The sequence below is a fragment of the uncultured Brachyspira sp. genome (genome assembly GCF_910588665.1).
Taxonomy (GTDB): Bacteria; Spirochaetota; Brachyspiria; order Brachyspirales; family Brachyspiraceae; genus Brachyspira.
The window spans coordinates 1-26,529 of sequence record NZ_CAJUPR010000007.1 but is presented as its reverse complement, the minus strand read 5'-3'; the positions used below and the strand labels follow the sequence as shown (position 1 = coordinate 26,529).

At 27.7% G+C, this 26,529-nt stretch carries 27 protein-coding genes; 22 read left to right on the top strand and 5 right to left on the bottom strand.

Annotated elements, in window-relative coordinates; genetic code table 11:
- Nucleotides 1-89: 89 nt before the first annotated feature.
- Genes QZ306_RS06410 through QZ306_RS06395 form a run of 4 tightly spaced genes read left to right on the top strand, consistent with a single transcriptional unit; the run spans nucleotide 90 to nucleotide 3,389 of the window.
- Entirely contained in the window at nucleotides 90-1,037 is a 948-nt protein-coding gene (locus QZ306_RS06410) for an ATP-binding cassette domain-containing protein (RefSeq protein WP_295162277.1), read from the top strand.
- On the top strand, nucleotides 1,038-1,781 hold the full coding sequence (locus QZ306_RS06405) for an ABC transporter permease subunit (RefSeq protein ID WP_295162274.1): 744 nt from the start codon (nucleotides 1,038-1,040) through the stop codon (nucleotides 1,779-1,781).
- A 21-nt stretch (nucleotides 1,782-1,802) separates the two neighbouring features.
- Nucleotides 1,803-2,804 (top strand): DUF4340 domain-containing protein, encoded by a 1,002-nt coding sequence (locus tag QZ306_RS06400; protein ID WP_295162272.1) that lies wholly within the window; start codon nucleotides 1,803-1,805, stop codon nucleotides 2,802-2,804.
- A 30-nt stretch (nucleotides 2,805-2,834) separates the two neighbouring features.
- The gene (locus QZ306_RS06395) at nucleotides 2,835-3,389 is read left to right on the top strand and encodes a CDP-alcohol phosphatidyltransferase family protein (protein WP_295162270.1); all 555 of its coding nucleotides are present in this window, start codon (nucleotides 2,835-2,837) and stop codon (nucleotides 3,387-3,389) included.
- Between the two features lie 24 nt (nucleotides 3,390-3,413).
- On the opposite strand, the gene QZ306_RS06390 is transcribed toward QZ306_RS06395, so the two are convergent.
- From QZ306_RS06390 to galK, 4 genes are all read right to left on the bottom strand, one after another.
- A complete protein-coding gene (locus QZ306_RS06390) occupies nucleotides 3,414-3,986 on the bottom strand; it encodes a DUF3996 domain-containing protein (RefSeq protein WP_295162268.1) in 573 nt (190 codons plus the stop codon).
- Nucleotides 3,987-4,113: 127 nt separating this feature from the next.
- On the bottom strand, nucleotides 4,114-4,677 hold the full coding sequence (locus QZ306_RS06385; protein ID WP_295162266.1) for a hypothetical protein: 564 nt from the start codon (nucleotides 4,675-4,677) through the stop codon (nucleotides 4,114-4,116).
- Nucleotides 4,678-4,825: 148 nt separating this feature from the next.
- Nucleotides 4,826-5,930, bottom strand: a protein-coding gene (gene prfB, locus QZ306_RS06380; RefSeq protein ID WP_295162264.1) for a peptide chain release factor 2 whose coding sequence is annotated in 2 segments (ribosomal slippage) — nucleotides 4,826-5,857 and nucleotides 5,859-5,930 — 1,104 coding nt in all. Because the reading frame shifts where the segments join, the coding sequence is not laid out codon by codon here.
- A 128-nt stretch (nucleotides 5,931-6,058) separates the two neighbouring features.
- Nucleotides 6,059-7,237, bottom strand: a complete 1,179-nt coding sequence (gene galK, locus QZ306_RS06375; protein ID WP_295162262.1) for a galactokinase — start codon at nucleotides 7,235-7,237, stop codon at nucleotides 6,059-6,061.
- Between the two features lie 223 nt (nucleotides 7,238-7,460).
- Between galK and QZ306_RS06370 the strand changes: the two genes are divergently transcribed.
- The 15 genes from QZ306_RS06370 to QZ306_RS06300 all read left to right on the top strand — a co-directional run bounded on the left by QZ306_RS06370 (nucleotide 7,461) and on the right by QZ306_RS06300 (nucleotide 20,479).
- Entirely contained in the window at nucleotides 7,461-7,607 is a 147-nt protein-coding gene (locus QZ306_RS06370) for a hypothetical protein (RefSeq protein WP_295162260.1), read from the top strand.
- Nucleotides 7,608-8,065: 458 nt separating this feature from the next.
- The gene (locus QZ306_RS06365; RefSeq protein ID WP_295162258.1) at nucleotides 8,066-8,908 is read left to right on the top strand and encodes a hypothetical protein; all 843 of its coding nucleotides are present in this window, start codon (nucleotides 8,066-8,068) and stop codon (nucleotides 8,906-8,908) included.
- On the top strand, nucleotides 8,868-9,755 hold the full coding sequence (locus QZ306_RS06360; RefSeq protein ID WP_295162256.1) for a tetratricopeptide repeat protein: 888 nt from the start codon (nucleotides 8,868-8,870) through the stop codon (nucleotides 9,753-9,755). The genes QZ306_RS06365 and QZ306_RS06360 overlap by 41 nt, the downstream gene beginning before the upstream one ends.
- 55 nt (nucleotides 9,756-9,810) lie before the next feature.
- Complete coding sequence (locus QZ306_RS06355; RefSeq protein ID WP_295162254.1) at nucleotides 9,811-10,269, top strand: DciA family protein; 459 nt, start codon at nucleotides 9,811-9,813, stop codon at nucleotides 10,267-10,269.
- Nucleotides 10,262-11,140: an RNA polymerase subunit sigma gene (locus tag QZ306_RS06350; RefSeq protein WP_295162252.1), complete on the top strand. Its 879-nt coding sequence runs from the start codon at nucleotides 10,262-10,264 to the stop codon at nucleotides 11,138-11,140. Before QZ306_RS06355 ends, QZ306_RS06350 begins: the two co-directional genes overlap by 8 nt.
- A gap of 1 nt (nucleotide 11,141) precedes the next feature.
- Nucleotides 11,142-11,645 (top strand): hypothetical protein, encoded by a 504-nt coding sequence (locus tag QZ306_RS06345; protein WP_295162251.1) that lies wholly within the window; start codon nucleotides 11,142-11,144, stop codon nucleotides 11,643-11,645.
- Nucleotides 11,646-11,673: 28 nt separating this feature from the next.
- Nucleotides 11,674-12,234 carry a DNA-3-methyladenine glycosylase I gene (locus QZ306_RS06340; RefSeq protein WP_295162249.1) on the top strand — a complete coding sequence of 187 codons (561 nt, stop codon included), beginning with the start codon at nucleotides 11,674-11,676 and terminating at the stop codon, nucleotides 12,232-12,234.
- Nucleotides 12,235-12,327: 93 nt separating this feature from the next.
- Nucleotides 12,328-13,728, top strand: a complete 1,401-nt coding sequence (gene glmM / locus QZ306_RS06335) for a phosphoglucosamine mutase (RefSeq protein WP_295162247.1) — start codon at nucleotides 12,328-12,330, stop codon at nucleotides 13,726-13,728.
- A 157-nt stretch (nucleotides 13,729-13,885) separates the two neighbouring features.
- A complete protein-coding gene (gene fabG, locus QZ306_RS06330; protein ID WP_295162245.1) occupies nucleotides 13,886-14,635 on the top strand; it encodes a 3-oxoacyl-[acyl-carrier-protein] reductase in 750 nt (249 codons plus the stop codon).
- A 75-nt stretch (nucleotides 14,636-14,710) separates the two neighbouring features.
- Complete coding sequence (gene acpP, locus QZ306_RS06325) at nucleotides 14,711-14,947, top strand: acyl carrier protein (RefSeq protein WP_013115070.1); 237 nt, start codon at nucleotides 14,711-14,713, stop codon at nucleotides 14,945-14,947.
- Nucleotides 14,948-15,039: 92 nt separating this feature from the next.
- Complete coding sequence (gene fabF, locus QZ306_RS06320) at nucleotides 15,040-16,293, top strand: beta-ketoacyl-ACP synthase II (protein WP_295162243.1); 1,254 nt, start codon at nucleotides 15,040-15,042, stop codon at nucleotides 16,291-16,293.
- Nucleotides 16,294-16,532: 239 nt separating this feature from the next.
- Nucleotides 16,533-16,850, top strand: coding sequence for a thioredoxin (gene trxA, locus QZ306_RS06315; protein WP_295162241.1), 318 nt, complete (start codon nucleotides 16,533-16,535; stop codon nucleotides 16,848-16,850).
- A gap of 107 nt (nucleotides 16,851-16,957) precedes the next feature.
- Nucleotides 16,958-18,385 (top strand): hypothetical protein, encoded by a 1,428-nt coding sequence (locus QZ306_RS06310; protein WP_295162239.1) that lies wholly within the window; start codon nucleotides 16,958-16,960, stop codon nucleotides 18,383-18,385.
- Nucleotides 18,382-19,926: an NAD(P)H-hydrate dehydratase gene (locus tag QZ306_RS06305; protein ID WP_295162237.1), complete on the top strand. Its 1,545-nt coding sequence runs from the start codon at nucleotides 18,382-18,384 to the stop codon at nucleotides 19,924-19,926. The genes QZ306_RS06310 and QZ306_RS06305 overlap by 4 nt, the downstream gene beginning before the upstream one ends.
- Before the next feature lies 1 nt (nucleotide 19,927).
- Nucleotides 19,928-20,479 (top strand): hypothetical protein, encoded by a 552-nt coding sequence (locus tag QZ306_RS06300; protein WP_295162235.1) that lies wholly within the window; start codon nucleotides 19,928-19,930, stop codon nucleotides 20,477-20,479.
- Between the two features lie 34 nt (nucleotides 20,480-20,513).
- On the opposite strand, the gene QZ306_RS06295 is transcribed toward QZ306_RS06300, so the two are convergent.
- Nucleotides 20,514-20,840, bottom strand: coding sequence for a preprotein translocase subunit SecG (locus tag QZ306_RS06295; RefSeq protein ID WP_295162233.1), 327 nt, complete (start codon nucleotides 20,838-20,840; stop codon nucleotides 20,514-20,516).
- Nucleotides 20,841-21,058: 218 nt separating this feature from the next.
- On the opposite strand from QZ306_RS06295, the gene QZ306_RS06290 reads away from it, so the two are divergent.
- From QZ306_RS06290 to QZ306_RS06280, 3 genes are read left to right on the top strand one after another with little or no spacing between them, the layout of a single operon-like run.
- A complete protein-coding gene (locus QZ306_RS06290) occupies nucleotides 21,059-22,594 on the top strand; it encodes a hypothetical protein (protein WP_295162231.1) in 1,536 nt (511 codons plus the stop codon).
- A 16-nt stretch (nucleotides 22,595-22,610) separates the two neighbouring features.
- A complete protein-coding gene (locus QZ306_RS06285) occupies nucleotides 22,611-25,346 on the top strand; it encodes an RNA polymerase subunit sigma-70 (RefSeq protein WP_295162229.1) in 2,736 nt (911 codons plus the stop codon).
- Between the two features lie 26 nt (nucleotides 25,347-25,372).
- On the top strand, nucleotides 25,373-26,134 hold the full coding sequence (locus QZ306_RS06280) for a glucosamine-6-phosphate isomerase (RefSeq protein ID WP_295162227.1): 762 nt from the start codon (nucleotides 25,373-25,375) through the stop codon (nucleotides 26,132-26,134).
- Nucleotides 26,135-26,529 lie beyond the last annotated feature (395 nt).

Here is a 26,529-nt window from a genome sequence, read left to right as displayed (position 1 = left end):
GTTTTTTTACTTTATATATATTATAATGTTTTTCTATTTAAATGTATTTTTAATTTTTTAAAAATTATTTGACAAGATAAGGAAATAAAATGATATCGGTGGAAAATTTAAATAAATATTACGGAGATTTTCATGCCTTAAAAGGCGTGAGCTTTGAAATAAATGCAGGAGAGATAGTGGGTATATTAGGACCAAACGGAGCAGGAAAATCAACCACTTTGAGAATACTCACCTGCTATCTATCCCCCACAAGCGGAAATGCAGTTATAGACGGAAAAAGCATATTAAACCAAGAAATAGAAGTAAAAAAAATAATAGGATATCTGCCCGAATCAGCGCCTCTTTATGATGATATGAGCGTATTTGACTATCTTGTTTATATGGCTGAAATACAGGAACTTGAAAGAAGCAGATTAAATGAAAGACTTCATTATGCGGTTAATGCATGCAGCCTAAAAGAGGTTATATCAAAATCTATAGGAGAACTTTCTAAAGGCTATAAACAGCGCACAGGTATTGCGGGAGCTATTATTCATGATCCCAAAATACTTATATTAGATGAGCCAACTAACGGACTTGACCCTAATCAAATAGCCGAAATAAGAGAATTAATAAAAGAGCTTGGAAAAGAAAAAACTGTTCTTATATCAACGCATATATTAAGCGAAGTTGAAGCTTCCTGTTCAAGAGCCATAATTATTAATCAAGGCAATGTTATTGCTGATGCACACCCTAAGCATTTAACTTTAAATAACAGAAAAGAAAATAAAATATCTTCCAGAATAAAATTATCTATAAAAAGCAATGATGATAATAAAAAAATAATAGAAAAACTAAAAAAAATAGAAAATATTTATGATATAAAAATAGAAGATAATAAAACTTTAAAATATATTACATTATATTCCAATGATGAAGAGCCCAGAGAAAAAATTTATTCATTTATAAAAAGCACCGATTGGATAATATATGAAATGATGAAAGAAAGAGAAAATTTGGAAGAGGTGTTCCATACATTAACAAAAGGAGATAAATAAATGGAAAATATTTTTTCATTGAAAAAAATAAATAAAACCATAAGAAAATCTAATATCATATTAAAAAAAGAATTAAGACATATTTTCTTTTCTCCAATAGCGTATATATTTTCGGCTATATTTTTAATAGTAAGCGGAGTGTATTTTTTCTCAAGATTTTTTATACTTCAGCAAAACGATATGCAGGATTTTTTCAGTATTCTGCCCATAATACTTTCTCTTACAATTCCGCCTATAACAATGGGTTCATTATCAAGTGAATTTTCAAGCGGTTCTTATGAACTTATAATAACACAATCCGTATCTGCTTTTGAAATCATATTAGGAAAATTTTTTTCGGCGGTTATATTCATGCTTTTTGCATTAGTTCCCACAATACTCTACCCTATAACATTAACTTTTCTAGGCAGATTAGATATAGGTCCTGTAATAGCAGGGTATATAGGAAGCGTATTTCTTATAGCAGAATTATGCTCCATTGGAATATTTGCATCATCTGCAACTAAAAATCAAATAATTGCATTAATAGTAGGACTTGCCATTATGATATCATTAAATATGTTTCTAAGACATATAGCTCTGCTTCTTCCAGCATCAGCCAATATTATAGAAGTTATAAGCGGAGATTATCATTTTGCAAATACCGCAAGAGGAGTGCTTGATTTAAGAGATATTATATACTTCTTATCAGTTACCGCAATATTTTTATATTTAGCAAATATTATGCTTGAAAATAAAAAATAATAATGAATAGGATAAATAAAAATGAATAAGAATATTACAAAAATTATAATTTTACTTGCGGTTTTAGCTTTAATAAGCGTAACAGCTTTTTTAACTACAAAACAAAAACGCATGCAGATAGAAGCTAATAAGCCTAGAAAACAAATTTTTGAGCTTAATGAAACAAATGTTACAAAATATGAATTAAAATATGATAAAGAACCTATAATAGTAGAAAAAATTAATGAAGCTTGGAAAATTATATCGCCTTCTAATGATTATAAAATAGATCAGATGGAAGCATTTGCAAATGTTAAAAACTTTAATACTCTTAATATTGATATGATAATAACAAACCTGATAGAATCTGAATCGTTCGGATTTGATAATTCAAGCAATGAGTTCAGCGTATGGGAAGGAGATAAAGAATATAAAATATTTATAGGAAATAAAACTCCAGATGAAGAAAAGTATTATGTTAAATATAATGATGAATACTTCAGTGTTGAGCTTATATATATAGAGGCATTAAAGAAAAGCATTGATATGCTGAGAGACAAGCAAATATTTGACAAACCTGTATATATAGATTCGGTTATAAGAACTGAAAGCAGCATAATAGATTATACAAATACTATAAGAAAATCAAATAGAACAAATTGGACTGTTGACGGCATAGATGGTGAAATTAATTTGGATAAAGCTTATAGAGATTTTGAAGCATTATCTTTAATTAAAGCAGCGGGGTTTGTATATGATAATAACACTATAAGATATTTAGAAAGATTATTCAGAATACCTGATGCTGTAATTACAATATATATGGAAGACAATACTAAAAAAACTTATGAAATAGTATATGATAATGATGATAACAGAGTATATGTAAAACCTGAAAACGGAATGATATACGAAGCGGACTATTCAATATATAATGCAGCTATGCGGGATAAAAACTACTATATAAAAACGGAAAATGATTATACGGAAGAAAATAACATGGCTGAAGAAAGCATAAGATTAGATGAAAATAACTTTAGATAAAACTTTTTACAATTAAAAGGAAGTTAATTTATGAAAAAGCATATACCTAATTTATTAAGCATCAGCAGAATAGTTTTATCTCCGCTTGTTATATTCTTATATTTTTATAATTCTATAATAAGTTCCGTATTGGCATTAATATTTCTTATAGCACTTGAAATAACAGATGCTTTAGACGGAGCTGTAGCAAGAAAATTAAATTTGGTAAGCGATTTAGGAAAGGTTTTAGATCCGTTTGCAGATACAGTATTTCATATAACGATGTTTACAATATTTTTATATGAAGGTTCTATGCCTATATGGATGTATATAATTTCGCTCTACAGAGATATGTTTTCAATGTTTATAAGAATCCTAGGAGGACTTAGAGGATTTGCAGTTGCAGCTAAGTTCAGCGGTAAATTAAAAACCGCTTCCAGAGCGGCTGCAGTTATTATAATATTTATTATAAAAATATTAAAACATACTTCCGCAGTTCTTCCTTATGACACAATAATATACTTTAGTTTATTAGCGGTTACAATAATAACTATATATTCATTCTTTGATTATATACCTCTGGTAAAAGGAAAAAATAAAATCTAACTTTATATTTATATAAAAAATTTATTAAAACCAGTATCTAAATCCTATATCACCTGAGAATCTGAAGAATTTAGAAAAAGTCCAGCCTGTATGACTAGGATACCAGCCGAAAGTTCCGAAACCTTCATTTCCAAAGGCTATTACATTAAGACCAGGAGCCGCTTGCAGAAATATTTCCCAATCCCTATCAATTATAAAAGAAATACCTAAAGGAAGTCTGAAACCTAAGCCTAAATTCCAATAATTATTTCCAAACTCAGCTATAAACTCTCCTCCCGGTCCGAAATAAAGCCTTATATCAGATCTGCCTACCCTTCCTATTCTGTATTTTAAAGCCCACCAATCTGCGCTTGCACTTAAACCAAACCAAGCCCAGCCTTTAGAAGATATGCCTATATTAAATATTGCCCCAAACATTAATGGAATATTCTCAATTTTTCCTGTAACCCCTAAAGATGCCTGACTTGGAAAACTAAATCTTAAAAAAAATCCTCCAGCAGAGCCGTTTGGATAATTGGCATACAATTTAGATGATATAGAAAAAACAAAAATCAGAATAGTTAAAAAAAAACTGTATATCGCCATTCTTTTAAACATAAAAATAAAAACCTAATTAGTATTTTATATAAATATAAAAAATAATATAAAAAAGTAAAGAAATTATTATAAAAGTAAAAAGCCCAGCTAATAAATAGCTAGGCATAAATACTATAAAAATTATAAATCAGAACCAATATCTAAATCCGAATTGGAAAGATATGCTTAATAAATTACCTATATAAAAACCTCCGCCACCTTTAGCAATATTAATCCCCAATATGCTGATTCCGTCGGTATCGGCATGAAGCACATTTAAAATAGGAGCAGGCTCTAAGAAAATCTCCCATTTCTGCTTAATTAAAAAAGAGAATCCTAAAGGAACTCTTAAACCTGCAGATACAGTCCAATAATTGCTTCCAAATCCTACCGAAGCGGCAAGTCCCGGTCCTACATAAAAATGAACATCTGATGCTCCCGCTTTGCCTAAAAGAGTTTTATATCCCCACCAATCCATAGTAAGTCCGACACCGAAATATGAATTTCCGAAAAATCCCGCATTTAAACCAATACCAAACATTAAAGGAACGCCTTTAAATTGTCCCAGTAAAGTTAAACCTGAATTCGGATATCCGCCGAATAATGAAACTCCTATTGATGCACCGTCAGCATAAGCGGCATCGGCTTTTTTAGGGACAGCAATCGCTAAAACAGCTATCATTACACATACAAAAGTAATCTTTTTTAACATAATTTTCTCCATTTTTTTATTTTAGACATAATACAATATATGTCGGAAAAAGTAAATAGAATAAATATAAAAATTTTTGTTTTTATACAACAAACTTTTTACATATTAGAATAATAAAATAAGATTATTTTTAACAGATTGAAATATGCTATTTTTTTATCTGCATTTTAAGATACGCAGATATAAACTCATCTATATTACCGTCCATAACAGAATTCATATTTCCGCTTTCATATCCAGTTCTTAAATCTTTAACCATTTGATAAGGCTGAAAAACATAGCTTCTTATTTGATTGCCCCAAGCTATATCCGTTTTTTCTCCAGCTATCTTCTGCTTTTCTTTATCAAGCTTATCCTTTTCAAGCTGATAAAGTTTAGCCTTAAGCATTTTCATAGCCATATCTTTATTATTATGCTGACTTCTTTCCGCCTGACATTGGACAACTATATTAGTAGGTATATGCGTTATTCTTATTGCAGATGAAGTTTTATTAACATGCTGTCCGCCAGCTCCAGAAGCTCTGTATGTGTCTATTCTCAAATCTGCGGGATTTATTTCTATTTCAATATCTTCGTCTATATCGGGCATAACGCTTACAGCCACAAAGGATGTATGTCTTTTAGCATTAGCATCAAAAGGCGATATTCTCACCAATCTATGAACTCCTATCTCGGAGCGTAAATAACCGTATGCATAAAGACCCTGAACATAAAAACTTATCTGCTTTATACCTGCCTCATCTCCAGGAAGCTCATCTGTTATTTCTACAGTAAAACCATGTCTTTCACAGAATCTTACATACATTCTTGAAAGCATAGAAGCCCAATCACAGCTTTCAGTTCCTCCTGCTCCCGCATTCAAAGTTAAATATGCATTCTTGCTGTCAAACTCTCCTGAAAACAGATTCTTAGTTTCAAGCTCATTAAAAACTTTCTGCAATTCCAAACACTCATGCTCCAATTCATGTTCCATTTCCGTATCATTGGATTCTATAGACATTTCAGCAAGCTCATAAATATTATTAGAATTTTTTATCAAAGCATCTATAGGATCTATTTTATCTAAAAGAAGCATTCTTTCTTTCATAAGTTTTTGAGCTGATATATTATCATTCCAAAAATCATTTTTAGAGGATATTTCATCTATCTCCTTAACCCTTTTATAAATTGAATCAGGGTCAAAGATACCCCCTTAATATTTCCGATTGTTCTTTAATGTTTGATACAATAATTTTAATTTCTGATAATGTCATAAAATGTCCCTATTTTTAACTCGCATATACGATTATAAACTTATTTACTAATATTTACCAGCAATATAAAAAATAAAACTTTATTTATATTAATTTCTATTTTATTAATTAAAATATTTTAAAATTCATTATTCCGTAGGTAAAATTCTAATGCCGTCTGACAATTTTAATATATAAACATCTGCATCTCTCCTAGTTCTTTCTTTATAATGAGAGTATAAATTTTCTATAACATTTTCAACTTCGGTCTTTTTGAGGAACATTAAAACGCCTCCTCCGAAACCTGTTCCTATCATTCTTGCCCCTAGAACTCCGTCCATATTCATAGCCTCTTCAACTAATATATCCAGCTCTGCAGTTGAAACCTCATATAATTTACTTAATCCGTCATGAGTTTTAAGTATTAAATTAGCCAAATCTTTAACGGAACCTTTTTTTACAGCTTTAACAGCCTGATTAACTCTATTCTGTTCGTCGCAAACATATAAAGCCCTTCTCTGTTCCTTATTTTGTAAAGTTTCTTTAATAAAATCTGCATCTTTAGGCTTTAAATCGGATAATAACTTTAAATTAGGTTTTTTATCCTTAAGTTTTCTCAATGCATTTTCACATTCTCTTTTTCTTGCATTATATTCGCTGTCACTTGAAGTTCTTTTTTTATTACTGTTTACAACAGCCATACAATAATCGCCTAAATTAAAATCAAAATATTCATATTCAAGTTTTTTCATATTAAATAGAAATAAATTATTTTCTTTAGACATAAATATGGCAGCATGATCGCTTAGAGATGTTCTATGAGATGCATATTTTGTTTCTCCCTCATAAGAAAGTTTAGCCATCTCTATAGGCTCCACATCTTTTATATTATTTATATCCAATACGGCATGAGTTAAGCATACGCATAAAGAGCTGGAAGACGCTAAGGAAGTATTAAAAGGAAGATCCGTATATACAAATATATCCATTCCATGTATTTTATATTCTTTTTCTAAAATGACTGAAAATACACCCTTAAAATAAACAGCCCATTCATCTTCTTTATTTTTCTCCAAATCATCTAATGTAAAACTTTTTCTAGACTTAAAAGAATGAGCATATATATTAACTTTATTATCAGGTCTTTTTCTAGCTACCATATATGTGCCCCTGTCTACAGCTGAAGTTATAGTATCTCCTCCAGAATAATCTATAAGCTCCCCTATAACTGTAACTCTTCCTGAAGCAAAATAAAGCTTTGTATCCCCTTTATGTCCGAAAACTTCTCTAAATCTTGCCACTATTTTTAAATGTAATCTAGGTATCATAATAATTAATCTCTCAAAAATTATCTGTTATAAATATCATAAAATAAAAAAAAATCAATAGTATAAAATAAGCTAATTATAAAAAAATGATATTTTTATAATTAACTAAAATAATAAATCGTAAATTTTTATTAAAACTAAAATAAATAATTTTAGAAAATGTTAATTATGATAAAAAACAATAATATAATATTCATCATCATGATTTAATATGGCAAATTTAATGTACAAAAAATTATACAGTAATTATATAGATATACCAATGAAAGACTGTACTATGCCCATAATAACTAATTCAGGGCATGGCAATCAGGGAATAACCGTATCCGTACCTGTAATAATATATTATTCATACTATGAATGCACCTGAAGATAAATTATACAGAGCATTAGTTATATCAAATTTAATAGCAATAATGCAAGCATATTAGGAAAATTATCAGCATTCTAAGGAGTTGTATGCACTGCAACAGGAACCGCATCTGCAATATCATATTTTAATAATGCTGAATATAAAATTATTTGCAGTACAAATACATTATGCACTATAGGCGAAATGGTAAATCTTCCTGAATTTCAAAGATTACAGAGGATATTGAATTAGCATTTTTAACTTAGCCAGAGAAGGAAATATATTCAAATCTGGAGAAAGACCTATAAAATATGATAGATAAATAAACCGCTTAATAATTATCATAAATAATTTTTAATACTGGATTTATTTAAAAAAAATTATATAATTTATTAACGGTATTTTTCGATATATTATTACAGCAGCTAATTTGCAGTAATTTTTTGCATAAAATATTTTTCATAAAGGAGGCTTCAATGGCTGGTTTAAGCGATAAAGAAATAAATTCAACTTTAACAAGAATAAGAACCGAATATGAACGGGGTGCTGAAAAATATGGAAATAAAATATACAATATAAACGGTTTTAATGACAGATACAGAGAGGCATTGCAAAATAGACAGGATTTATCTAATTTCCTAATAGTTGAAATAAAAATTTTAGAAGACATAAAAACTACTTTAAGAGACAGAGAATTGGAGCGTCAGAGAAAAAAGGTGGAAGAAGAGAAGGCAAAAGAAAACTCTTTTATGAATAAAGTTGACAGTATGATAGAAAAATTTAAAAGCGCTACAGAAAAATATCCTATGGAAGATATTCATTCTAAAGCTGATGAGGAAATATGTCATTTATACGGTGCTTTTAAGGAATTATATGATTGTTTTTCAGTTATAAGATATTTTTCATGCGGACCTGCAGGCGATTATGTTGTGGAAACTGCCGTAAAAGATTATGACAATAAATTTCAGAAATTTATAATACCTGTAGGAGAAACTAAAGTCCCTCAAATATTTGCAGATTATGTACTTGCCTTAAATAACGGAGACAATTCAAGCAGAGCCGAACAATTCATATTAAAAGAATCAGGATTTTTTTTGCATTCATTTATTGACAAAATGAGCAATATAAAACAATTAGCCATAAAAGCATCAAGCGACGGAGAAATAGTACTGCCTGATTATTTAAATACACAATCTCCTAGAGTATATAAATTCTTTAAAGGAAAAACCAAAGAAGAAATGTATGATGCAACTATAGCATATGCTAATGCAATGATTAATGATTTCAGGCTTCAAAGTTTCAAAAAAGATGAACGCTAATAGATTATCCGCTATATTATTTTTATTAATAGTATTATCATTATACTCTAAGACCAATGATATTTTTTATTATGACAGAAAAAATTTACCTAATGCATATATATATTATAATTCAAAAAACTATAAAAAAGCAGCCGAGTTATTTGAATATGAAATAAAAAACTCTCCTATTTTAAAAATAGAATATTTTGAAAACTTGGCTAATGCATATATGAATCTGAAAGATTATACAAATATGCTTAAAACGGCAAGAAACGGAATAATAGTAAATAGATTCTCATCAAAACTTTATTTTCAAAAGGGATATGCATTATATAAATTAGGAGATACAAATAAAGCCATAGCTTCTATAAGATATTCAATCAGTTTAAAACCTAATGATGCATATATGAATAACTTTCTCGGATTACTCTATTTATATATTGAAGATTATAAACAAGCAGAATCTTATTTTTTAAAAGCAACCGTTTACAGTCCTAATAATGTAGTTTATATGGTAAATCTTGCAGCAGCATACGAAAGAGATAAAAACTTTTATTCTGCTCTTAATATATATGAAGAAGCATATAAAATAGATCCGAATTACAGAAGCTTGAAAGATTCAATAAACAGAAATAAAAATATATTAGCCAGAATGTCGGGAATTACTAATGAATATGAAATAGAAAATAATAATATAAGCACAAATCAAAATATAATTTATGATGAAGATATGGAAGCTAAACCTATAGAAATAACAGAACACTCTACAAATAATACAATCATTACAAATATCATAAATACAAATGATTATAATATTAATAATACAGCAGAAAATACAAATAATATAATATTAACCAATCATTAATAATATTGATTATATAAAAAATTATTGTATTATATAAGTATCAGGATTGTTATATATGAATATTATTAAAAATATATTGGAAGAATACTCTGATAAAAAACTATATCAGAATATAAATTTAGCAAGCTATATTAAAATATCTCAAAAATGGAATGATATTATGGGCGAAGTGCTGTCAAAAATATGCTGTCCTTCATTTTATAGAAATTCAATTCTTACTATTACGGTAACAGATAGCGTATGGGCTAATGAAATATTTATAAACAGGGCAGATATATTCAAAAATATAAAAAAAGAAACTAATATAGAAGTTTCCGAATTAAAAACAAGAATAGGCGAAGTAAAAAATAATATTATAAAATTAAATGCAGATAAAAAAGAAGAAATAGAAAAAGAATTAACTCAGGAACATAAAGAATGGATTGATAACATAATAGAAGAATCGAATATAAAAGATGAAAGAATGAAAGAAATATTTTACAATATACTCATACATGAGGATAATAATGATTGATGATGAGTTTATAAAAAAATCTATCTTGCAGTATAAAGCAACCAGAAGCATTGAAGTAATGAGAGAAATTAACGAACATTTATCAAATTATATTTATAATTACCCAAGAAAAGTTTTCGGAGCGTTTCATGATAATGCTTTGGATTTTTATTCATACTATATAGAAAGAATAGAAAATATTATATTAAAATATAATGAAACGGACGCTAAATTTATTACTTGGTTTACCTATACATTAAGAAGCAGTTATTTAAACTTTTTAGACTATAAAAAAAGAAAAGAAAAATATAATAAAAAAGAAATTTCAATGGATGCTCCTTTATATGAAAGAGAAGCTTTTACATTGCATGATGTTCTATATGACAGTAAATCATATTCTATAAATGAATATGCAAAAGATTATAATGAAAGCAATATTGAAGAATTGGCATTAAATATATTTAATTATACGGAAAAAAAATACAGCAGCAGAGATTCCATAGCATTTTTTATACATAGTCTTGAACTATTTATAAACTTTATAATTTCTCCGCTTATGAAATATTTTAATATAAACTATGAAGAAGCTTATTCTATAGTGGAAAAAGCAAGGGCAACATATATAAATAAATATAATGATATATTAAGGCAGCAGGATAAAATAGCAAAAATAAATGCACAAATAGAAGAAAATAATAAAAAAGGACTTTTTACTGTACATTTAGCAAGCAAAAAGCAAAATTATATAAAAAAACTGCATTCTATAAAAATAAATGTACCGTACAGTTTCATAGCTAAACTTTTAAACATTACAGGCAATGCGGCTGCAAAAATTGTAAATAAAATAAAGAATGATATAAAATCAAATTTTAATAATTTATCAGGTTTATAATATGGATAAATACAACTATACAGAAGAAGAAATAATAAATTATGTAAATTCATTAAAAGTTTCCGATGATTTTTTAAATGAGCTTGAATCAAATACGGAACTTCAAAAAATGGTTGCCAATCTGAAAAACGATCTGTTTATTATGGAAAATACGGAAGATTCAAATATGCTTCAGTATTCAAATAATAAGCCGTTTATAAGTATAAAAAACTCAGCTGCAGATTATATTCTCTATTTTACAAGATTAACTCAAGCCCCTTCAAGAGGCAGTAATCATAAAAATGAGGTTAATGATATTTATATTTATAAAAATATAGAGGTAGGCAAAAATAAAGAAGAATATTATATTAATATAAATAATATAAAAAACAGATGCATTATAGAATACAACGGGGAAAAAACAGTTAACATAACAGGAGAGAAAGATAATTACTTCTCATATTTAAAAAACGGATCATATAATATAAAAATTGATAATTATGAATGCAATATAAATATAGAATAAACAACAAAGAAGAGGATAATTTTTATTTATGCAGAAAATATGTAAATGGGCTAAAAGCGAAATAGAGATAAAATATCATAATGAAGAATGGTGCCGCATTTGCCATGATGACAGAAAATTATTTGAGATGCTTATATTAGAAAATATGCAGGCAGGATTAAGCTGGAAATGCATATTAAATAAAAGAGAAAATATGAGAAAGGCTTTTGACAATTTTGATTATAAAAAAATATCAAAATATGATGATGAAAAAATAGAAGAGCTTCTTAATAATAAAGGAATAATAAGAAATAAAAGAAAAATTAATGCTCTTATTATAAATGCGAATAAATTTATAGAAATACAAAAAGAATTCGGGAGTTTTGATAAATATATATGGTCTTTTACTGATAATAATCAAATAGACAATAAATTAGATGATGAAAATATTCCTCCTGCAAAAAGCGGATTGTCAGATATAATAAGCAAAGATTTAATAAAAAGAGGATTTAAATTTGTAGGAAGCATAACAATTTACAGTTATATGCAGGCTGTAGGAATTGTAAATGATCATTCTATTAACTGCAGTTTTTATAAAATAAATAATTGAATATTATTTTTTACTGCCTAAATTACAGACAATCATTTTACTTTTTTAATAATATATAAAAGTATATAAAAAATTATTTACGGAGTTTTATAAATGCCAACATTAAAAATAAGTATATCAGGAATAAGAGGAATAATAGGAGACGGTTTAGATATAAGAACAATAGTGGATTTTACTTCAGCATTTGCCTGTCTTTTTCCGAAAAAAGCTAAAATTTTAGTTGCCAGAGATACAAGAATAACAGGAAAATCCATACTAAATGCGGTTGTTTCCACCTTAACGGCATCTGGAATAAATGTAATAGATATAGGTATAACCCCTACCCCAACAGCTTTATATATGGTAGAAAAACTTAAAATACATGGCGGAATTATGATATCTGCAAGTCATAATCCAATAGAATGGAATGCATTAAAGCTTATAGGAAAAGGCGGACATTTTTTAGATGAAAAAACAGTTAATGAACTTATTAAATTTTATGATAAAAGATCCTCAAGATTTGTAAAAGCATTGGAAACTGGAACTTATGAAAAAATAGATAATGCTATAGACGAACATATAAAACGAATCATCAGGTTTATAGATACAGAAAAAATAAAAAAAGCTGATTTTAAGGCGGCATGCGATTATGTTAATGGAACAGGTTTATTTGCAACGCCTCCTCTATTAAAGGCATTGGGAGTTAAAGAAATTTCTATCAACAAAGAACATACAGGCAAATTTGCCCATATTGCAGAACCTTCGGCTTCAAGTATGAAGAGCTTATCCGATTTAGTAAAGAAAAATAAAGTTAATATAGGATTTACTCAGGACCCAGATGCCGACAGACTTGCAATAGTGCTTGATGACGGAACCACAGTAAGCGAAGAATATACTTTGGCTCTATGCGCTAAATATTTATGGCTTAAAGGAAAAGGCAATGCCGCAGTTAATTTATCTACTTCAAGAATGATAGATGATTTAGCTAAAGATAAAGGCTATTCTGTTAATCGCACAAAGATAGGAGAAATAAATGTTTCTTCGCATGTAGTAAAAAATAAATTATATTTCGGAGGCGAGGGAAACGGAGGTATAATAGTACCTTCTGTAACTCCCGGAAGAGATTCGCTTTTAGCAATAGCTTTAATATTAGAATTAATGGCGGAAACTGGAAAAACTATAACAGAACTTGTAAATGAAATACCAAAATATGAAATAGTAAAAGAGAAATTGGAAGTATCAAAAATAGATGAAAAAAACTTCCTGAAAAAGATAAAAGAAGAATATCCGAAAGCCAAAATAACATCCATTGACGGCATAAAAATAGATCTGCAGGAGAGCTGGCTTCATGTAAGATCTTCAAATACTGAGCCTATTGTCCGTATTATAGCCGAAGCTAAAAATAAAAAAGAAGCTAAAGCATTAATTAAAGCAGCTATGAATATGATTAAAGGAAAATCAAAAGAGTTAAAAAAAGAAGCGGTAAAAAAAGCTGAAAATAACAAAAAAAAATAAAATATTATGTCCGACTTTTATACCAAAAAAGTCGAACATTTTAAATTTATTATTTTTACTTGACAAATTCAATATATTTTGTTTTAATATATGTATATTTTTAACAAATAAAAAATTATTTTATACTATATATATTTAATATCTGAAAAGGATAAATATGGATTTAAATCTTAAAAATAAAACAGCAGTAATAACAGGCTCCAGCAGAGGAATAGGAAAAAAAATAGCTGAAACTCTTGCAAAAGAAGGCGTTAATATGGTTGTTACTGCCACAAACTTTGAAAAAGCTTCTAATACTGCTAATGAAATAAAATCAGCATACAATGTTGAAGCTTTAGCGCTGCAGCATGATGCTAAATCAAGCGAATCTTGTAAAGATATAATTGCTGAAGCTATAAAAAAATTCGGCTCTATAGATATACTTGTAAATAATGCAGGCATAACCAAAGATATGCTTGTAATACAAATGGAAGATAATTTTTGGAATGATGTAATTTCAACAAATCTTTCAGGAGCCTTCTACATGTCAAGAGAAGCCGCTAAATATATGCTTAGAGCAAGAAAAGGAAAAATAATTAATATATCCAGCGTTATAGGAAAAATGGGTAATGCAGGACAGGTTAATTATTCTGCATCCAAAGCAGGAATTATAGGCATGACAAAGTCTATGGCTAAAGAGTTTGCTCCAAGAAATATATGCGTAAATGCTATAGCACCCGGATTCATACAAACGGATATGACGGATATACTTTCGGAAGATACCGTAAAAGGAATAATGAGCATAACTCCGTTAAAAAGATTAGGAACTTCGGAAGATGTGTCCAATTTAGTATTATTTTTAGCTTCCGATATAAGTAATTATATCACAGGAGAAGTTATAGCTGTTGACGGCGGAATGTCAATGTAATAATAGCAAAAAAGCATATAATGACGCTTATAAAAGCGCTTTATTAATAAACAATAAAATTTAAGGAGACTAAAAATGGCATTAATTGATGAAATTAAAGATGTTGTCGCCAACCAATTAAACATCTCAGACAAAAGCAAAATCACCGATACGGCTTCTTTTGTAGACGATTTAAACGCTGATTCACTTGATTTGGTTGAATTAATTATGGAATTAGAAAAACGTTATGATATCAAAATTCCTCAAGAAGATCAAGAAAAAATTAAGAATGTGGCAGATGCAGCTAAATATATTGAAGAACATAAGAAATAATAATTATATTATTAAATTTTCCCGTTTAAAGATAATTATGTCTTTTACGGGAAAGTTTTTGATATAGTTAAAAATTATTAGGAGTTTTATATATGAGTGAACGCAGAGTTGTGATTACAGGACTTGGAATAGTAAGTTCTCTTGGAAATGATGTTAAAACTTTTTGGAATAATTTGCTTAATGGTGTTTCAGGTGTTAAAACATTAAGCAAATATTTTGATCCTGAAAAAGAAGAGCTTATTACCAAAATCGGTGCCGAAGCTTTACCTGTTGAAGGTGATTATTATTCCGATAAAAAAATGCTGAGAAGATTAGATCCTTTTATAAATTTCGGAATATATGCCGCTCATCATGCCTTTAAGCAGGCTGGAATAGAACCCAAAACAGGCTTTGATCCTTTAAGAGCCGGATGTGTTCTCGGCAGCGGTATTGGAGGAATAACTACTCTATTATCAAATCATAATACTATACTTTCCGATGGTCCAAGCAGAGTATCACCTTTCTTTGTGCCTATGCAGATAATCAATATGACGCCTGGATTAATATCTATGGAATATGGTATGAATGGTCCTAATTACAGTACTGTTACAGCATGTGCTTCTTCAAATCATTCTATAGGTTTGGGATACAGGCATATTAAAAATAATGAAGCCGATATTATGATAGTAGGAGGTTCGGAAGCTACTATAAATCCTCTCACTATTGCAGGTTTTAATAATGCAAGAGCTTTGTCTACAAGAAATGATGAACCTCAGAAGGCATCAAGACCTTTTGATAAAGGAAGAGACGGATTTGTTATTGCAGAAGGCGCAGGCATATTGATACTGGAAGAGTATGAGCATGCTAAAAAAAGAAATGCGCAAATACTTGCCGAAGTCTGCGGCTATGGCTTTACTGCCGATGCTAATCATATTACAGCTCCTTTAGATAACGGAGCTATGGGGGCTAAAGCTATGTCTTTGGCTATTGAAAGCGCTGAAATTTCACCCGGCAAAATCAATTATGTTAATACGCATGGTACTTCCACTCCTGTGGGAGATATTGCAGAAATAAAAGCCATTAAAAAATCGCTGGGCGAAGAGCATGCTAAAAAAATAAAAATCAATTCCACCAAATCTATGATAGGTCATGCATTAGGCGCAGCGGGAGGTATGGAAGCTATTGCGGTTGTTATGAGTATAATTGAAAGAAAAGTTCATCCTACTATTAATGTGCAGGAGCAAGATCCAGAATGCGATTTGGATATTGTGGCAAATACCGCTCAAGATTATAAAATAGAATATGCTATAAGTAATTCTTTCGGATTTGGCGGACATAATGCTTCTATAGTATTTAAAAAAATATAATAATTTAAATTTTAAAAAAGCTATGTTTTTATGAACATGGCTTTTTTATTTGTCTTAAATTGCAATTCAGCAATAAAATAATTCTTCTGCAATATTTAAGCTGATATTATACGGCTTAAAAAAATCAAATAAAAATATACACCATATATGTATATCAAAAAATAAAAAAATTATTGACTTTTAATTAAGTTAGAGTATACTAATAAAATAAATCATAAAAATAAGCGAGGAATATAAATATGTCAGTACAAGAATTAAAAACAGATAATTTTGAAGCAGCTATATCGGGAGATAAGGCTATATTAGTTGATTTTTTTGCAGAATGGTGCGGACCTTGTAAAATGCAGACTCCTATTTTACATAAGGTAGCAGATCAGAATGCTGATAAAATGAATTTCGGAGCTGTTAATGTTGATAATTCAGAAGAGGTTGCCGCTAAATACGGCGTTCAATCAATACCTACTTTAATAGTATTTAAAGGCGGAGAAGTGGTAAAAAGAGCGGAAGGAATGAAAAATGAAACTCAATTAAAGGAATGGCTGAAAGAATATCTATAAAATAAATTATTTTATTTTTTAGCCTAATTTTAATAAAATTAGGCTTTTTTTTATTCCAAATTGATATATAATTTTACAATATACTATGAAATTTAAAAAGGCAATATATGTATAAAACTAATAATAAATTGATAAAAAATATATCAGATGAATTTAAAATGACTTATAATGAAATTGATGATATCATTAAAAAACTTTTTTCAGTGATAGCAGATTATATTATTAACAGAAAAACTTTTTATATGGACAGATTGGGAATTCTGGGTATAGAAAATAACGATATAATTTTAAAAAATGAAAATGAAAACTTTGACGGTTCATTAGAATCTATTAATATTGAAGGAAATATAAAAAATATTTTTTTGGAAAAATCAATATATAAAAATATATTTAAGAATATAAAAGATATATTGAAAGAAGAAAATGTGCATATAAAAGATTTCGGCACTTTTTCAAAAAGAAAAAATATTAAATTTGATGCAGATTATTATTTAAAAAATAAATTAAAACAATTAAACAGCAATGAAATAATTGAAGATATATCTGATGAATCCGACAGTGAAATAAAGTATAAAAAAAATAATTATAATGATGATATTATAGAAGAGGTTGTTGAAATATCGGATAAGCCTATAGATGATAATGCAATAAGAAATATATGTAAAAACAAGACTTATAACTCTATAGATATAACAAGTATAATAAAAAATCTAAATGAAAAAGAAAGAAATGAGGGAAAAACAAAAGATGATAATAAAAAATTAGATATTAATAATTTAGACAGAGAATATCCAGAAGCTGCATATCCTGATAAAAAAGAAATAAAAAAATATGAAAGCAGATATTCTGAGGAAAAAACTCATATAAAAAGCGGAAACGGAAAATTATTTTACGGTATTATTAAAGTAGCATGCATAATAATATTTATACTTATAATAGGATTATTATTGTCAATATATTATAACGGAAATAAAACATCATTGGTAAATAACAGCATAGAAAATCAAAAACTTTATGATATAGTAAACATGTACTTTAATAGTATAGATTCTGCAAATTTATCATATATAACCACAAAAGATATGTATTATTGGGATATAGCAAAAACTTTATATAAAGATGCAACATACTGGACATTATTATATGCATATAACAGCGATAAATACAAAATAAGCAATATAATAAAAAAAGGAAGTTCAATATTATACAGAAATATACCAGATTTTAATTCTATTAAAGAAATAAAATATTTATATAATACTTTATCGAAATCTTATATTTATATTTATCCTATACTTGCTAATGATAAAGAGACTAAACATGCACTATGGAGTTTAAAACTATCCGCATATTATGATTTAGATGTATTTAAAAATAATTCTAATATAATGCCTAAAGAAATATATAATAATATACTTCAAAACAATAATGAAAAAAATACATACAATGAAGCTGTAAAATACAGAAAATTAAATAAAAATATTTTTTTACCGCTTTTTGAAATAATAAAAGAAAAATTGGGAATTAATAAATGAAAGTTGTAACTGCGGAAGAATTGATCGATATAGATAAAAAAACATCAAAGAAAATACCTTCCATACTTCTTATGGAACATGCAGCAAGAGATATTTTTCATCTTCTATTAAAAAGACATAAAAAATTATTATCCAAAAAAACCGTATATATTTTCTCATCTGTTGGAGGAAACGGCGGAGACGGTCTTGCCGCAGCTAGGTATTTAATAAATAATAGATGCAATGTTAAAATATATATCATAGGAAATATTGACCGAGTTAATAAAGATACATATTCCAATTTTAATATATTAAAATCTATGAATATAGATATAAATTATTTAGGAAGTGAGGAAGATGTACTGCATGCTGTCAAAAATATTGAAAAAAAGTCCGTCATATTAGATTCATTATTCGGAACAGGAGGAAGCAGACCTTTAGAAGGAATATATAAATTATTAATAGACAGTATAAATGGGCTTGATGTTCTGAGAATTGCAATAGATATTCCGTCAGGGCTTGTTTCAAAAATAAATGACAATAATAATATATACAGCTGCTTCAAAGCCCATGAAACTTATACTGTATGTTTTGCCAAAGATATATTTTTTTTGTACAAAACAAGAGAGTATATAGGAAAGCTATTTATAATAAAATCAATATTTCCAAAATCTGTATTAGACAGCTGCAAATACAAAGCAAAATTAATAGACTGTAATGAAAAAATAAATATAAACAGAAATGCATTCTCAAGCAAAAGAGAACAAGGAATGCTTGCTATAATTGCAGGAAGCAATGATTATATAGGTGCTGCCGTTTTAGCTTCTAAAGCAGCGTACAGATTGGGAACGGGATATATAAGATTATATGTACCTTCGGGAATAGTAAAAAATATAAGAGATGCTGTTATATCTTCTATGCCTGAAATAGTAATTATAGGAATCGGAGAAGAAAATCAGAAATGCTTTACTGAAAATGATATAGAAATAGTAAATGACATAAATAAAAGCGATGCATGCATAATAGGTTCAGGTATAGGAAGAGATATGCAAACCGAGATTTTTGTAAACAGCATATTAAAGCAAATAAAAATACCTGCAGTTATAGATGCAGACGCTTTATATTTAATGTTTGAAAGTACATTTAAAGAACTTAAAGATAATTTTATATTAACTCCTCATATATATGAATTTGAAAAGTTAACACAAATTAATCATATAGAGGCATTAAATAATCCTTATCAGGCATTATTAAAATTCAGACAGAAAACAAATGCCTCCGTTATATTAAAAGATGCCGTAAGTTTTTTAATGCATAATAATGATATATATATCAATTATAATCCTAAAGAGTCTATGGGAAAAGCAGGTATGGGAGATGTTTTAGCTGGATTTATAGGAGCGCTGCTTGCCAGAAAATTAAATACTTTAGATGCTTCCAAAGCAGCATTAATTATACAATCTAAATCTTTTAATATATTATCTAAAAAATTCGGAAACGATTATATTCAGCCTAAAGACTTATCCGATATTTCATATAAAATACTAAAAAGGAATAAATAAATTGTCCAGAGAAGTTTATGATCCAAAACAAAAAGAACATGAATTTTATGCCGATAAAAAAATAAAACATAATATTGTTAAAAGAGAGGTAAGCATATTTGCAAGAAGATGGTTTATGTTTTTATACGGCACATTTTTGACTATAGCAGTTATAGGAATGCTTCTCTATAAAAGAGGTTTTTTTAATAATCTTCCGTATTTTGATATCTTAAAAACTAAAAATGATATTATAGTAAAAATTAATAATGCAGAGTTTATAGAAGACGCCGTTATAATAACAATAGAATTGGAAAACTCAGATTATACTAATTCAAATAATATAGAAAGACTAAATGCATCTTTTTCATTATACAAAAATAAAAAGTTATTATTTTCAGGAAATAATTCTTTTTATAATATAAGATTTCCATTAGGTCAGAGAATAGGCTTTAAAACGCATTTTGACAGAAATTATTGGCGGCAGGCAGATAAATTAGAAATGGTATTATACTTTGATGATAACCTTATAAAAACCAACAATATAGATATAAGAAAATTAAAAAAACCTAAATAAAAAAATTATATAAAAAAGTTTATTAACAGTAATATTACTGAATAGAATTTGTAATACCTGTATTATTATCAATAGGAGCGTTTAACGGAGTCGCCATATTTTGATCATTTGTTTCGGCAGTTTCAAAAGCTGTTTTCTGTGTGCTTATGGCAATAGATATAAGCAATGCACCAGCTATAAATATAGTGGAGAGAAAACTAGTAGCTTTGCCTAAAGCATTTCCTCTTTGACTTCCCAAAACATTAGCCTGAGCACTGGAAAACAAACCTTCTGCTTTACCTCCCTGTATTATTATTAATAATATTAAAAGTACGCATATTATAGAATAAACAACTATTCCTAATGTAAGTAAGGCATTCATATATATTTTTTCCTTAAAAACTGATTTCTATTTTAAATCAAGAGTATTATATCATTTATAAAATATTTATCAAGTATAAAAACTTTTATTATATCATATTTTTATAATTAATATATAATATATATTATTAATTATTTTAAGGAAAATATTTTTATCGGCAAATTTAAATTTTTTCCGTTAATATTAATAATATAAAAATATAATGGCAGGCATTTTATATGGCGGTAAAAAAAACAGAAAGTATTAAAAAAACTGAATCATCTGAAACAATTAATAATAAAAAATCAGGCAGAATCTCTTATAAAGAATTATCTGAAGAATTAAAATTAAAACTGAAGCAGTCTGAAGAAAAAATAGCTGAGCTAAATCAAAAATATAAAAAGGTTGTGGATATACAAAAAAAGAAAATAGAGGATAAATATAAAAAAATAATAGAAGATTTAGAGCAAAAAAAATCAATACCTGCCAAAACTCAAAGCAACAGTACAGAAATAAGTAAGCTTCAGAAAAAATTAGATAAATTAGAAAAAACTAATCAAAAACTTGAAGAAGAAAAAAGAAAAATAGAATTAAAAAATGAAGAATTAAAACTAAAAGCAAAAGAAGCCTCAAAATCAAAAACTGAAAATGCTTTGAAATCATCAAAACAGGATAAAGAAACTTTAAAAGAAATTAAAGCTTTAAAAGAAAAGCTATTAGAATCGGAGCTGGAAAAAAAGGAATTAAAAGCTAAATTAAAAGAAGCTGTATCGGAATTAAAAAATACTAAAAAAAATACAAATAAGCTGTCAAAAGAAGATAAAGAACAGTATAAAGAAAACCTAAAAGTATTAAAACAGATAGAAAAAGAATCAAAAGCATTAGATAAAAAAAGAGAACTTTTAAAAAAGGAAGAAGAAAAACTTAAAGAAATAAGAGGAGATATTAAAACTTCAGCAAAAGATATAGCTTCCACAATGAAAAAAAGCTATATTTCGAATGAAGATTATGATGACAATACAGAGTCTGACGGCAATTTATTATCAAATATGGATTCAAAAACTGAAGAAGGTATTACAAAATTAGCTACTCTATTATGCGCCGCTATGGATGATTACAGAGAGCAAAAGGAAAAGAAAAAAGAAGAGGCTTCTACAACTATTATATCAGAAGGAGAAGACAGATTAAATAAAGCTTCCGAGCAATTAGAAAATCTGGTTGAAAACAGACTTGAAGATTCGCAGAGTTCTAAAGATGAGAACTTAGGAAAAAGACCTTTTACTATAATAGATAAAATAGAAAACAGCCGTGTGGAAATAAACGAAGGCTATGCACCTCCTTCAGGCGGACAAACAATAACTGCTGAAGCTTCTCAGGATACAGCTCCTCAAGTACAGCAGCCTAATATAACGGTAAAAGTTGAAGCTCCTAAAGAAAGCGCTAAATTGGCTAAACCTGAAACTCAGCTGAAGCCTGCAAGCGAAACTCCGACTATGAGAATGAAGCTTTTAGACGATATAGATGATTATGAAAAAAAACTTGTAATAACTTACGGATTTGATAATATGCCTGAAAATACTTATTATTCCAAATATAAAAGGATACTTAGAAATGCCGCAAGAATCAGCTTATTCGGAAACCTGCAGGAAGGTCTTGAAATGTTTAAGCTTATAAGAGATCAAAATATACCTGATGAATACAAACAAATGATAGATAAAAATATTCAGGATATAACTTACTATCTGAGAGGTTTGCATAGAGTTAGAATGGAATAATATATATTATATAAAAATGAAAAAGATTATAAAAATTATATTCATAACAGCAATGATATTTTTTGCTTTATCCTGTTCAGAAAAAATAATAGTTAATATGGAAATAGAAGCTCTTTATAATAAAAAAGATAATTCATATACTATTGTATATCCTGAATATAATAAGCAATATCCGAAATTCATAACATTAAAATATAAAAAAAGCGTTAGAATACAAAACGGAATATCTCTTACTTATAATATATATTCCGACAATATACCTGTGCGGCTTAATATATCGGTAAAAGAAAATGATACGGAAAAAAAATACATAGTAGAAAATCCTTTAGTTAATAGAAATATAAATCTTATATTGTATGCAACTAATTTTATTCCGCCGCTTGAAAAAGATAAAATTGATAAAATATCCGTAAGTATAGAAAGCATCGGAGATAATGATACCAAAGACAAAGTAAAGCTGGCAATATCAGAGTATGATGATAAAATAAAATCTGCGGAAAGTATGGCTTTAATACTGCCTGAAAGCGGACATATATCAAAAAGCAATCCTCCTTTTATTATGATTAATAAAAAAACGGCATTAACTAGAATATCGGTGTCCAAAGAATTATCTTTTACATCTCGTTATGAATACACATTAAGAAATAATAATTTTTTTTCAATGACTAATATTTTAGATAACGGCAAATGGTATATAGCATTTGATGAAAACGGAGATACCAATTTAAGAAAAATATATCATTTCTTTATAGATGAAAGCAGTACGAAAATCATACCTATAACAAATAAAACATTCAATATGAAAAGACCTTTTGTTTTTATAGATAAGCAGACATTTGAAATTTTATACAATCTTATATACATACAAACAGCAATTCAATCCCCTACCCTTCTAAAAAATATAAATGCATTTAAATTATATACATCTGAAAATGTAGGAAAATGGTCAGTTAATAATATAGAATATTCAAACAATAATAACACAAATAAATTATATTTTGAAAACTTACCTACTCATACTATGCTTATGTCTTTAAAAGGGGCATTTGAAACTAATAATAATTTATTAAAATATGAAATAAAAAAAATGATAAGAGATATAGTAAATTTAGATGAATCAAATATAGAAAATTATAATGATGCAGATGCCGCCGCCGTATTGGCTAATTCTCTGCTTATGCCTTTTGATATTATGTATAATGATTTTTCACCGGAAGAGATAGTTCTTATGAAGCAGAAATTTATAAAATACGGAGAGATTCTATACAGCTATATAATAAATAATCCTGATAAATACAAAAAAAAAGATACTATAAAATATATAACAGCATTAGGGCTGATATCTGTAAATATGCTTAATGAAAATGTAAATCAGAATCAGATTAGAAATTGGCATTATTTTTCTATGAATTATATTAATGGAATGATATTCTCTATGTTTGAAAGAGACGGAAGCTTTAAATCTTCTGTAAGCGAATCATTCGACACTATTCTTCCGATATTATTATACGCTTTAACATTAAAAAATGTCGGTATATTTGATGCATTTACTTTAGAATCTTTCAAAAATATAGGAAAGTATTTATCTGCTGTAGGATATCCTTCAGGCTATACTATGCCTATAGGATATACAGCAGTATACAATAGGAGTAAATTAAGATTTGATACAGGAGCAAGAAATGCTGTTATGGAGCTTTTAAGCAAAATGTATGCAAATCCGCTGTATAAAAATTATGCTGTATTCGCTCAAAGCGAAGCTGTAAACTTTCAATATCTGCCTTATGCATTGATATGGAATAATTATTATTTAAAAGACAATGCCCCTTCAAATGAAGACTTTCAATTTGACACATTGTTTTTTAAAAAAATACAAACGGCAATATATAATGAAAATATAAAAACTCTTGATTCTCCCTATTTAGCTGTTTACGCCAAAGGAAGAAATACCGACAGTTCTTTCGGGCTTAATCATAATGACAGAATGAGTTTCGTATATTATAATTACGGAGATTCTATTATTGATGAATTAGGATATAATTTTGACACTAATAACTATGAACTATTTAAAGAAGCAGATTTTCATAATAATATAATAATAAATAATTATAAAATTAATGAAAATGCGGGAAGTTTTTCATATATAGAAAATGCAACTAATTACTATAAAATGTTTTATGCGCATGCAAAAGCAAATCAAAAATATACTTATGAAATTAATCTGAAAAATTATGACAGAAGATTTTATTATTTAAAACCTAATATTTTAATAATAAAAGAAGACATAGAAGCGCTGCCCGATATAATCACAGAACATTATGTTTACGGATATAAATATAAATGGGCTGCAAACTCTAAGCTGCCTATTACATTTGATGAAGCAAATAAAAGGTTTATTATTGACGGAAATTACTCGTACAGCTATATAGATATATTATCCGAATATGACTTGGAATATGATATTGTACATACTAATATAGATCAGAATAAATTATACAGAGCAGAAGCTTCAACTAAAGAAAATGTAAGGCTTTTTAATCCTTGGATAATAGTAACCACAATTCCTAAAAATAATATTCCTGTATCTATTAGAAGAAATATCATTAATACAAATATAACTGTAAGTAATTTTACAAGTACAAATTTAATTTTTGAAGCAGGATATAAGCATTATAATATAAATATAGATACAAATAAAATAAGCAGTATAGTATATACAGAAAATAGGGAAAATGTTATAATAAGTTCAGATTAATCGTTATATAATTAAAGGACTTATTTATGAATATATATATTGCAGATTCATATAAAGACTATACTATATTTACGGCAAAGCATATATTAAATTTCTTAGAGAAAAAACAGGAAAAAAAAGAAAAACTTTATATTTCAGTTTCCAGTCAATATGATGCTAAAGATATTTACTCATCTATAATAGAAAACATCGGTAATTATAAAATTAATGTAAAAAATATATTTATATTTCAGCAGTCTGAATATATAGGGCTTTCTCCAAACGATAAAAACAGCAAGGCATATTTTTTAAAAGAAAATCTTATTTCAAAAATTGATATACCGAAAGAAAATGTTTTTTTATTTGACGGAAAAGGCAGCGAATATCAAATGGATAAGCAGCTTGAAATTATTCAAGAAATGGGAAGATTTGATGTTATATGGTATTCCCTTACAGCCGACTCCACTTCGGCAGGCAATGAAAGAATGTCTTCGCTGTCATCATTATTCAGAATTAAAACATTAAGCGAACATTCAATAAATGAAATTAAATACAAATTTGAAGAAAATAATATAGAAGTTCCTACAACTGTATTCAGTATGGGTATGGGATTTATAGATATTGTTGATACAGTTTTGCTTACCTCGTCAGGAATAGAAAATTCTTGTTCTTTAAGAGATTGTCTTGAGCATGGCATAAGTAATTCTTCTCCTTTAAGCAAGCTTCAAAAACACAGCGATGTTACTGTAATAGCCGATTATGAATCTTCTTTGAGATTATCTAGGCAGACGGTATTTATGAAAATATAAAATTTCGATAAGTTTATAATACAGAGAATTTACTTCCAAATATTTCAGTTAAGATAAATGCTTTTTTCAATTCCTAATAGTAATAAATTAAATTCGTATTAGAAAATCATATATTAATATATAATATAAGACCGTATTTAAAAATAGTATGGTTTGCCAATACTAATGATGTTTGTTCATCTGATATATTAGTTTTTGAAGTAAACAATAGTATATATACAAAAAATATATATATTATTTAATGATGAAGAGCACTTAAAAATTATATCCTTAAAGAAACATAAAAAAGCAATGATGCAGCATCTCTTATCAAGTATAAGCGGGTAAATTTTCTTTCATATTTTATTATTTTTATTATTGCTATGCTCGAACTCGGCTGATTACGGCGGGTTTAT

Excerpts from the sequence above, each read along its gene's own strand:
- QZ306_RS06410 (WP_295162277.1), top strand. The coding sequence starts at position 90 with ATGATATCGGTGGAAAATTTAAATAAATATTACGGAGATTTTCATGCC.
- QZ306_RS06405 (WP_295162274.1), top strand. The coding sequence starts at position 1,038 with ATGGAAAATATTTTTTCATTGAAAAAAATAAATAAAACCATAAGAAAA.
- QZ306_RS06400 (WP_295162272.1), top strand. The coding sequence starts at position 1,803 with ATGAATAAGAATATTACAAAAATTATAATTTTACTTGCGGTTTTAGCT.
- QZ306_RS06395 (WP_295162270.1), top strand. The coding sequence starts at position 2,835 with ATGAAAAAGCATATACCTAATTTATTAAGCATCAGCAGAATAGTTTTA.
- QZ306_RS06390 (WP_295162268.1), bottom strand. The coding sequence starts at position 3,986 with ATGTTTAAAAGAATGGCGATATACAGTTTTTTTTTAACTATTCTGATT.
- QZ306_RS06385 (WP_295162266.1), bottom strand. The coding sequence starts at position 4,677 with ATGTTAAAAAAGATTACTTTTGTATGTGTAATGATAGCTGTTTTAGCG.
- galK (WP_295162262.1), bottom strand. The coding sequence starts at position 7,237 with ATGATACCTAGATTACATTTAAAAATAGTGGCAAGATTTAGAGAAGTT.
- QZ306_RS06370 (WP_295162260.1), top strand. The coding sequence starts at position 7,461 with ATGTACAAAAAATTATACAGTAATTATATAGATATACCAATGAAAGAC.
- QZ306_RS06365 (WP_295162258.1), top strand. The coding sequence starts at position 8,066 with ATGGCTGGTTTAAGCGATAAAGAAATAAATTCAACTTTAACAAGAATA.
- QZ306_RS06360 (WP_295162256.1), top strand. The coding sequence starts at position 8,868 with ATGATTTCAGGCTTCAAAGTTTCAAAAAAGATGAACGCTAATAGATTA.
- QZ306_RS06355 (WP_295162254.1), top strand. The coding sequence starts at position 9,811 with ATGAATATTATTAAAAATATATTGGAAGAATACTCTGATAAAAAACTA.
- QZ306_RS06350 (WP_295162252.1), top strand. The coding sequence starts at position 10,262 with ATGATTGATGATGAGTTTATAAAAAAATCTATCTTGCAGTATAAAGCA.
- QZ306_RS06345 (WP_295162251.1), top strand. The coding sequence starts at position 11,142 with ATGGATAAATACAACTATACAGAAGAAGAAATAATAAATTATGTAAAT.
- QZ306_RS06340 (WP_295162249.1), top strand. The coding sequence starts at position 11,674 with ATGCAGAAAATATGTAAATGGGCTAAAAGCGAAATAGAGATAAAATAT.
- glmM (WP_295162247.1), top strand. The coding sequence starts at position 12,328 with ATGCCAACATTAAAAATAAGTATATCAGGAATAAGAGGAATAATAGGA.
- fabG (WP_295162245.1), top strand. The coding sequence starts at position 13,886 with ATGGATTTAAATCTTAAAAATAAAACAGCAGTAATAACAGGCTCCAGC.
- acpP (WP_013115070.1), top strand. The coding sequence starts at position 14,711 with ATGGCATTAATTGATGAAATTAAAGATGTTGTCGCCAACCAATTAAAC.
- fabF (WP_295162243.1), top strand. The coding sequence starts at position 15,040 with ATGAGTGAACGCAGAGTTGTGATTACAGGACTTGGAATAGTAAGTTCT.
- trxA (WP_295162241.1), top strand. The coding sequence starts at position 16,533 with ATGTCAGTACAAGAATTAAAAACAGATAATTTTGAAGCAGCTATATCG.
- QZ306_RS06310 (WP_295162239.1), top strand. The coding sequence starts at position 16,958 with ATGTATAAAACTAATAATAAATTGATAAAAAATATATCAGATGAATTT.
- QZ306_RS06305 (WP_295162237.1), top strand. The coding sequence starts at position 18,382 with ATGAAAGTTGTAACTGCGGAAGAATTGATCGATATAGATAAAAAAACA.
- QZ306_RS06295 (WP_295162233.1), bottom strand. The coding sequence starts at position 20,840 with ATGAATGCCTTACTTACATTAGGAATAGTTGTTTATTCTATAATATGC.
- QZ306_RS06290 (WP_295162231.1), top strand. The coding sequence starts at position 21,059 with ATGGCGGTAAAAAAAACAGAAAGTATTAAAAAAACTGAATCATCTGAA.
- QZ306_RS06285 (WP_295162229.1), top strand. The coding sequence starts at position 22,611 with ATGAAAAAGATTATAAAAATTATATTCATAACAGCAATGATATTTTTT.
- QZ306_RS06280 (WP_295162227.1), top strand. The coding sequence starts at position 25,373 with ATGAATATATATATTGCAGATTCATATAAAGACTATACTATATTTACG.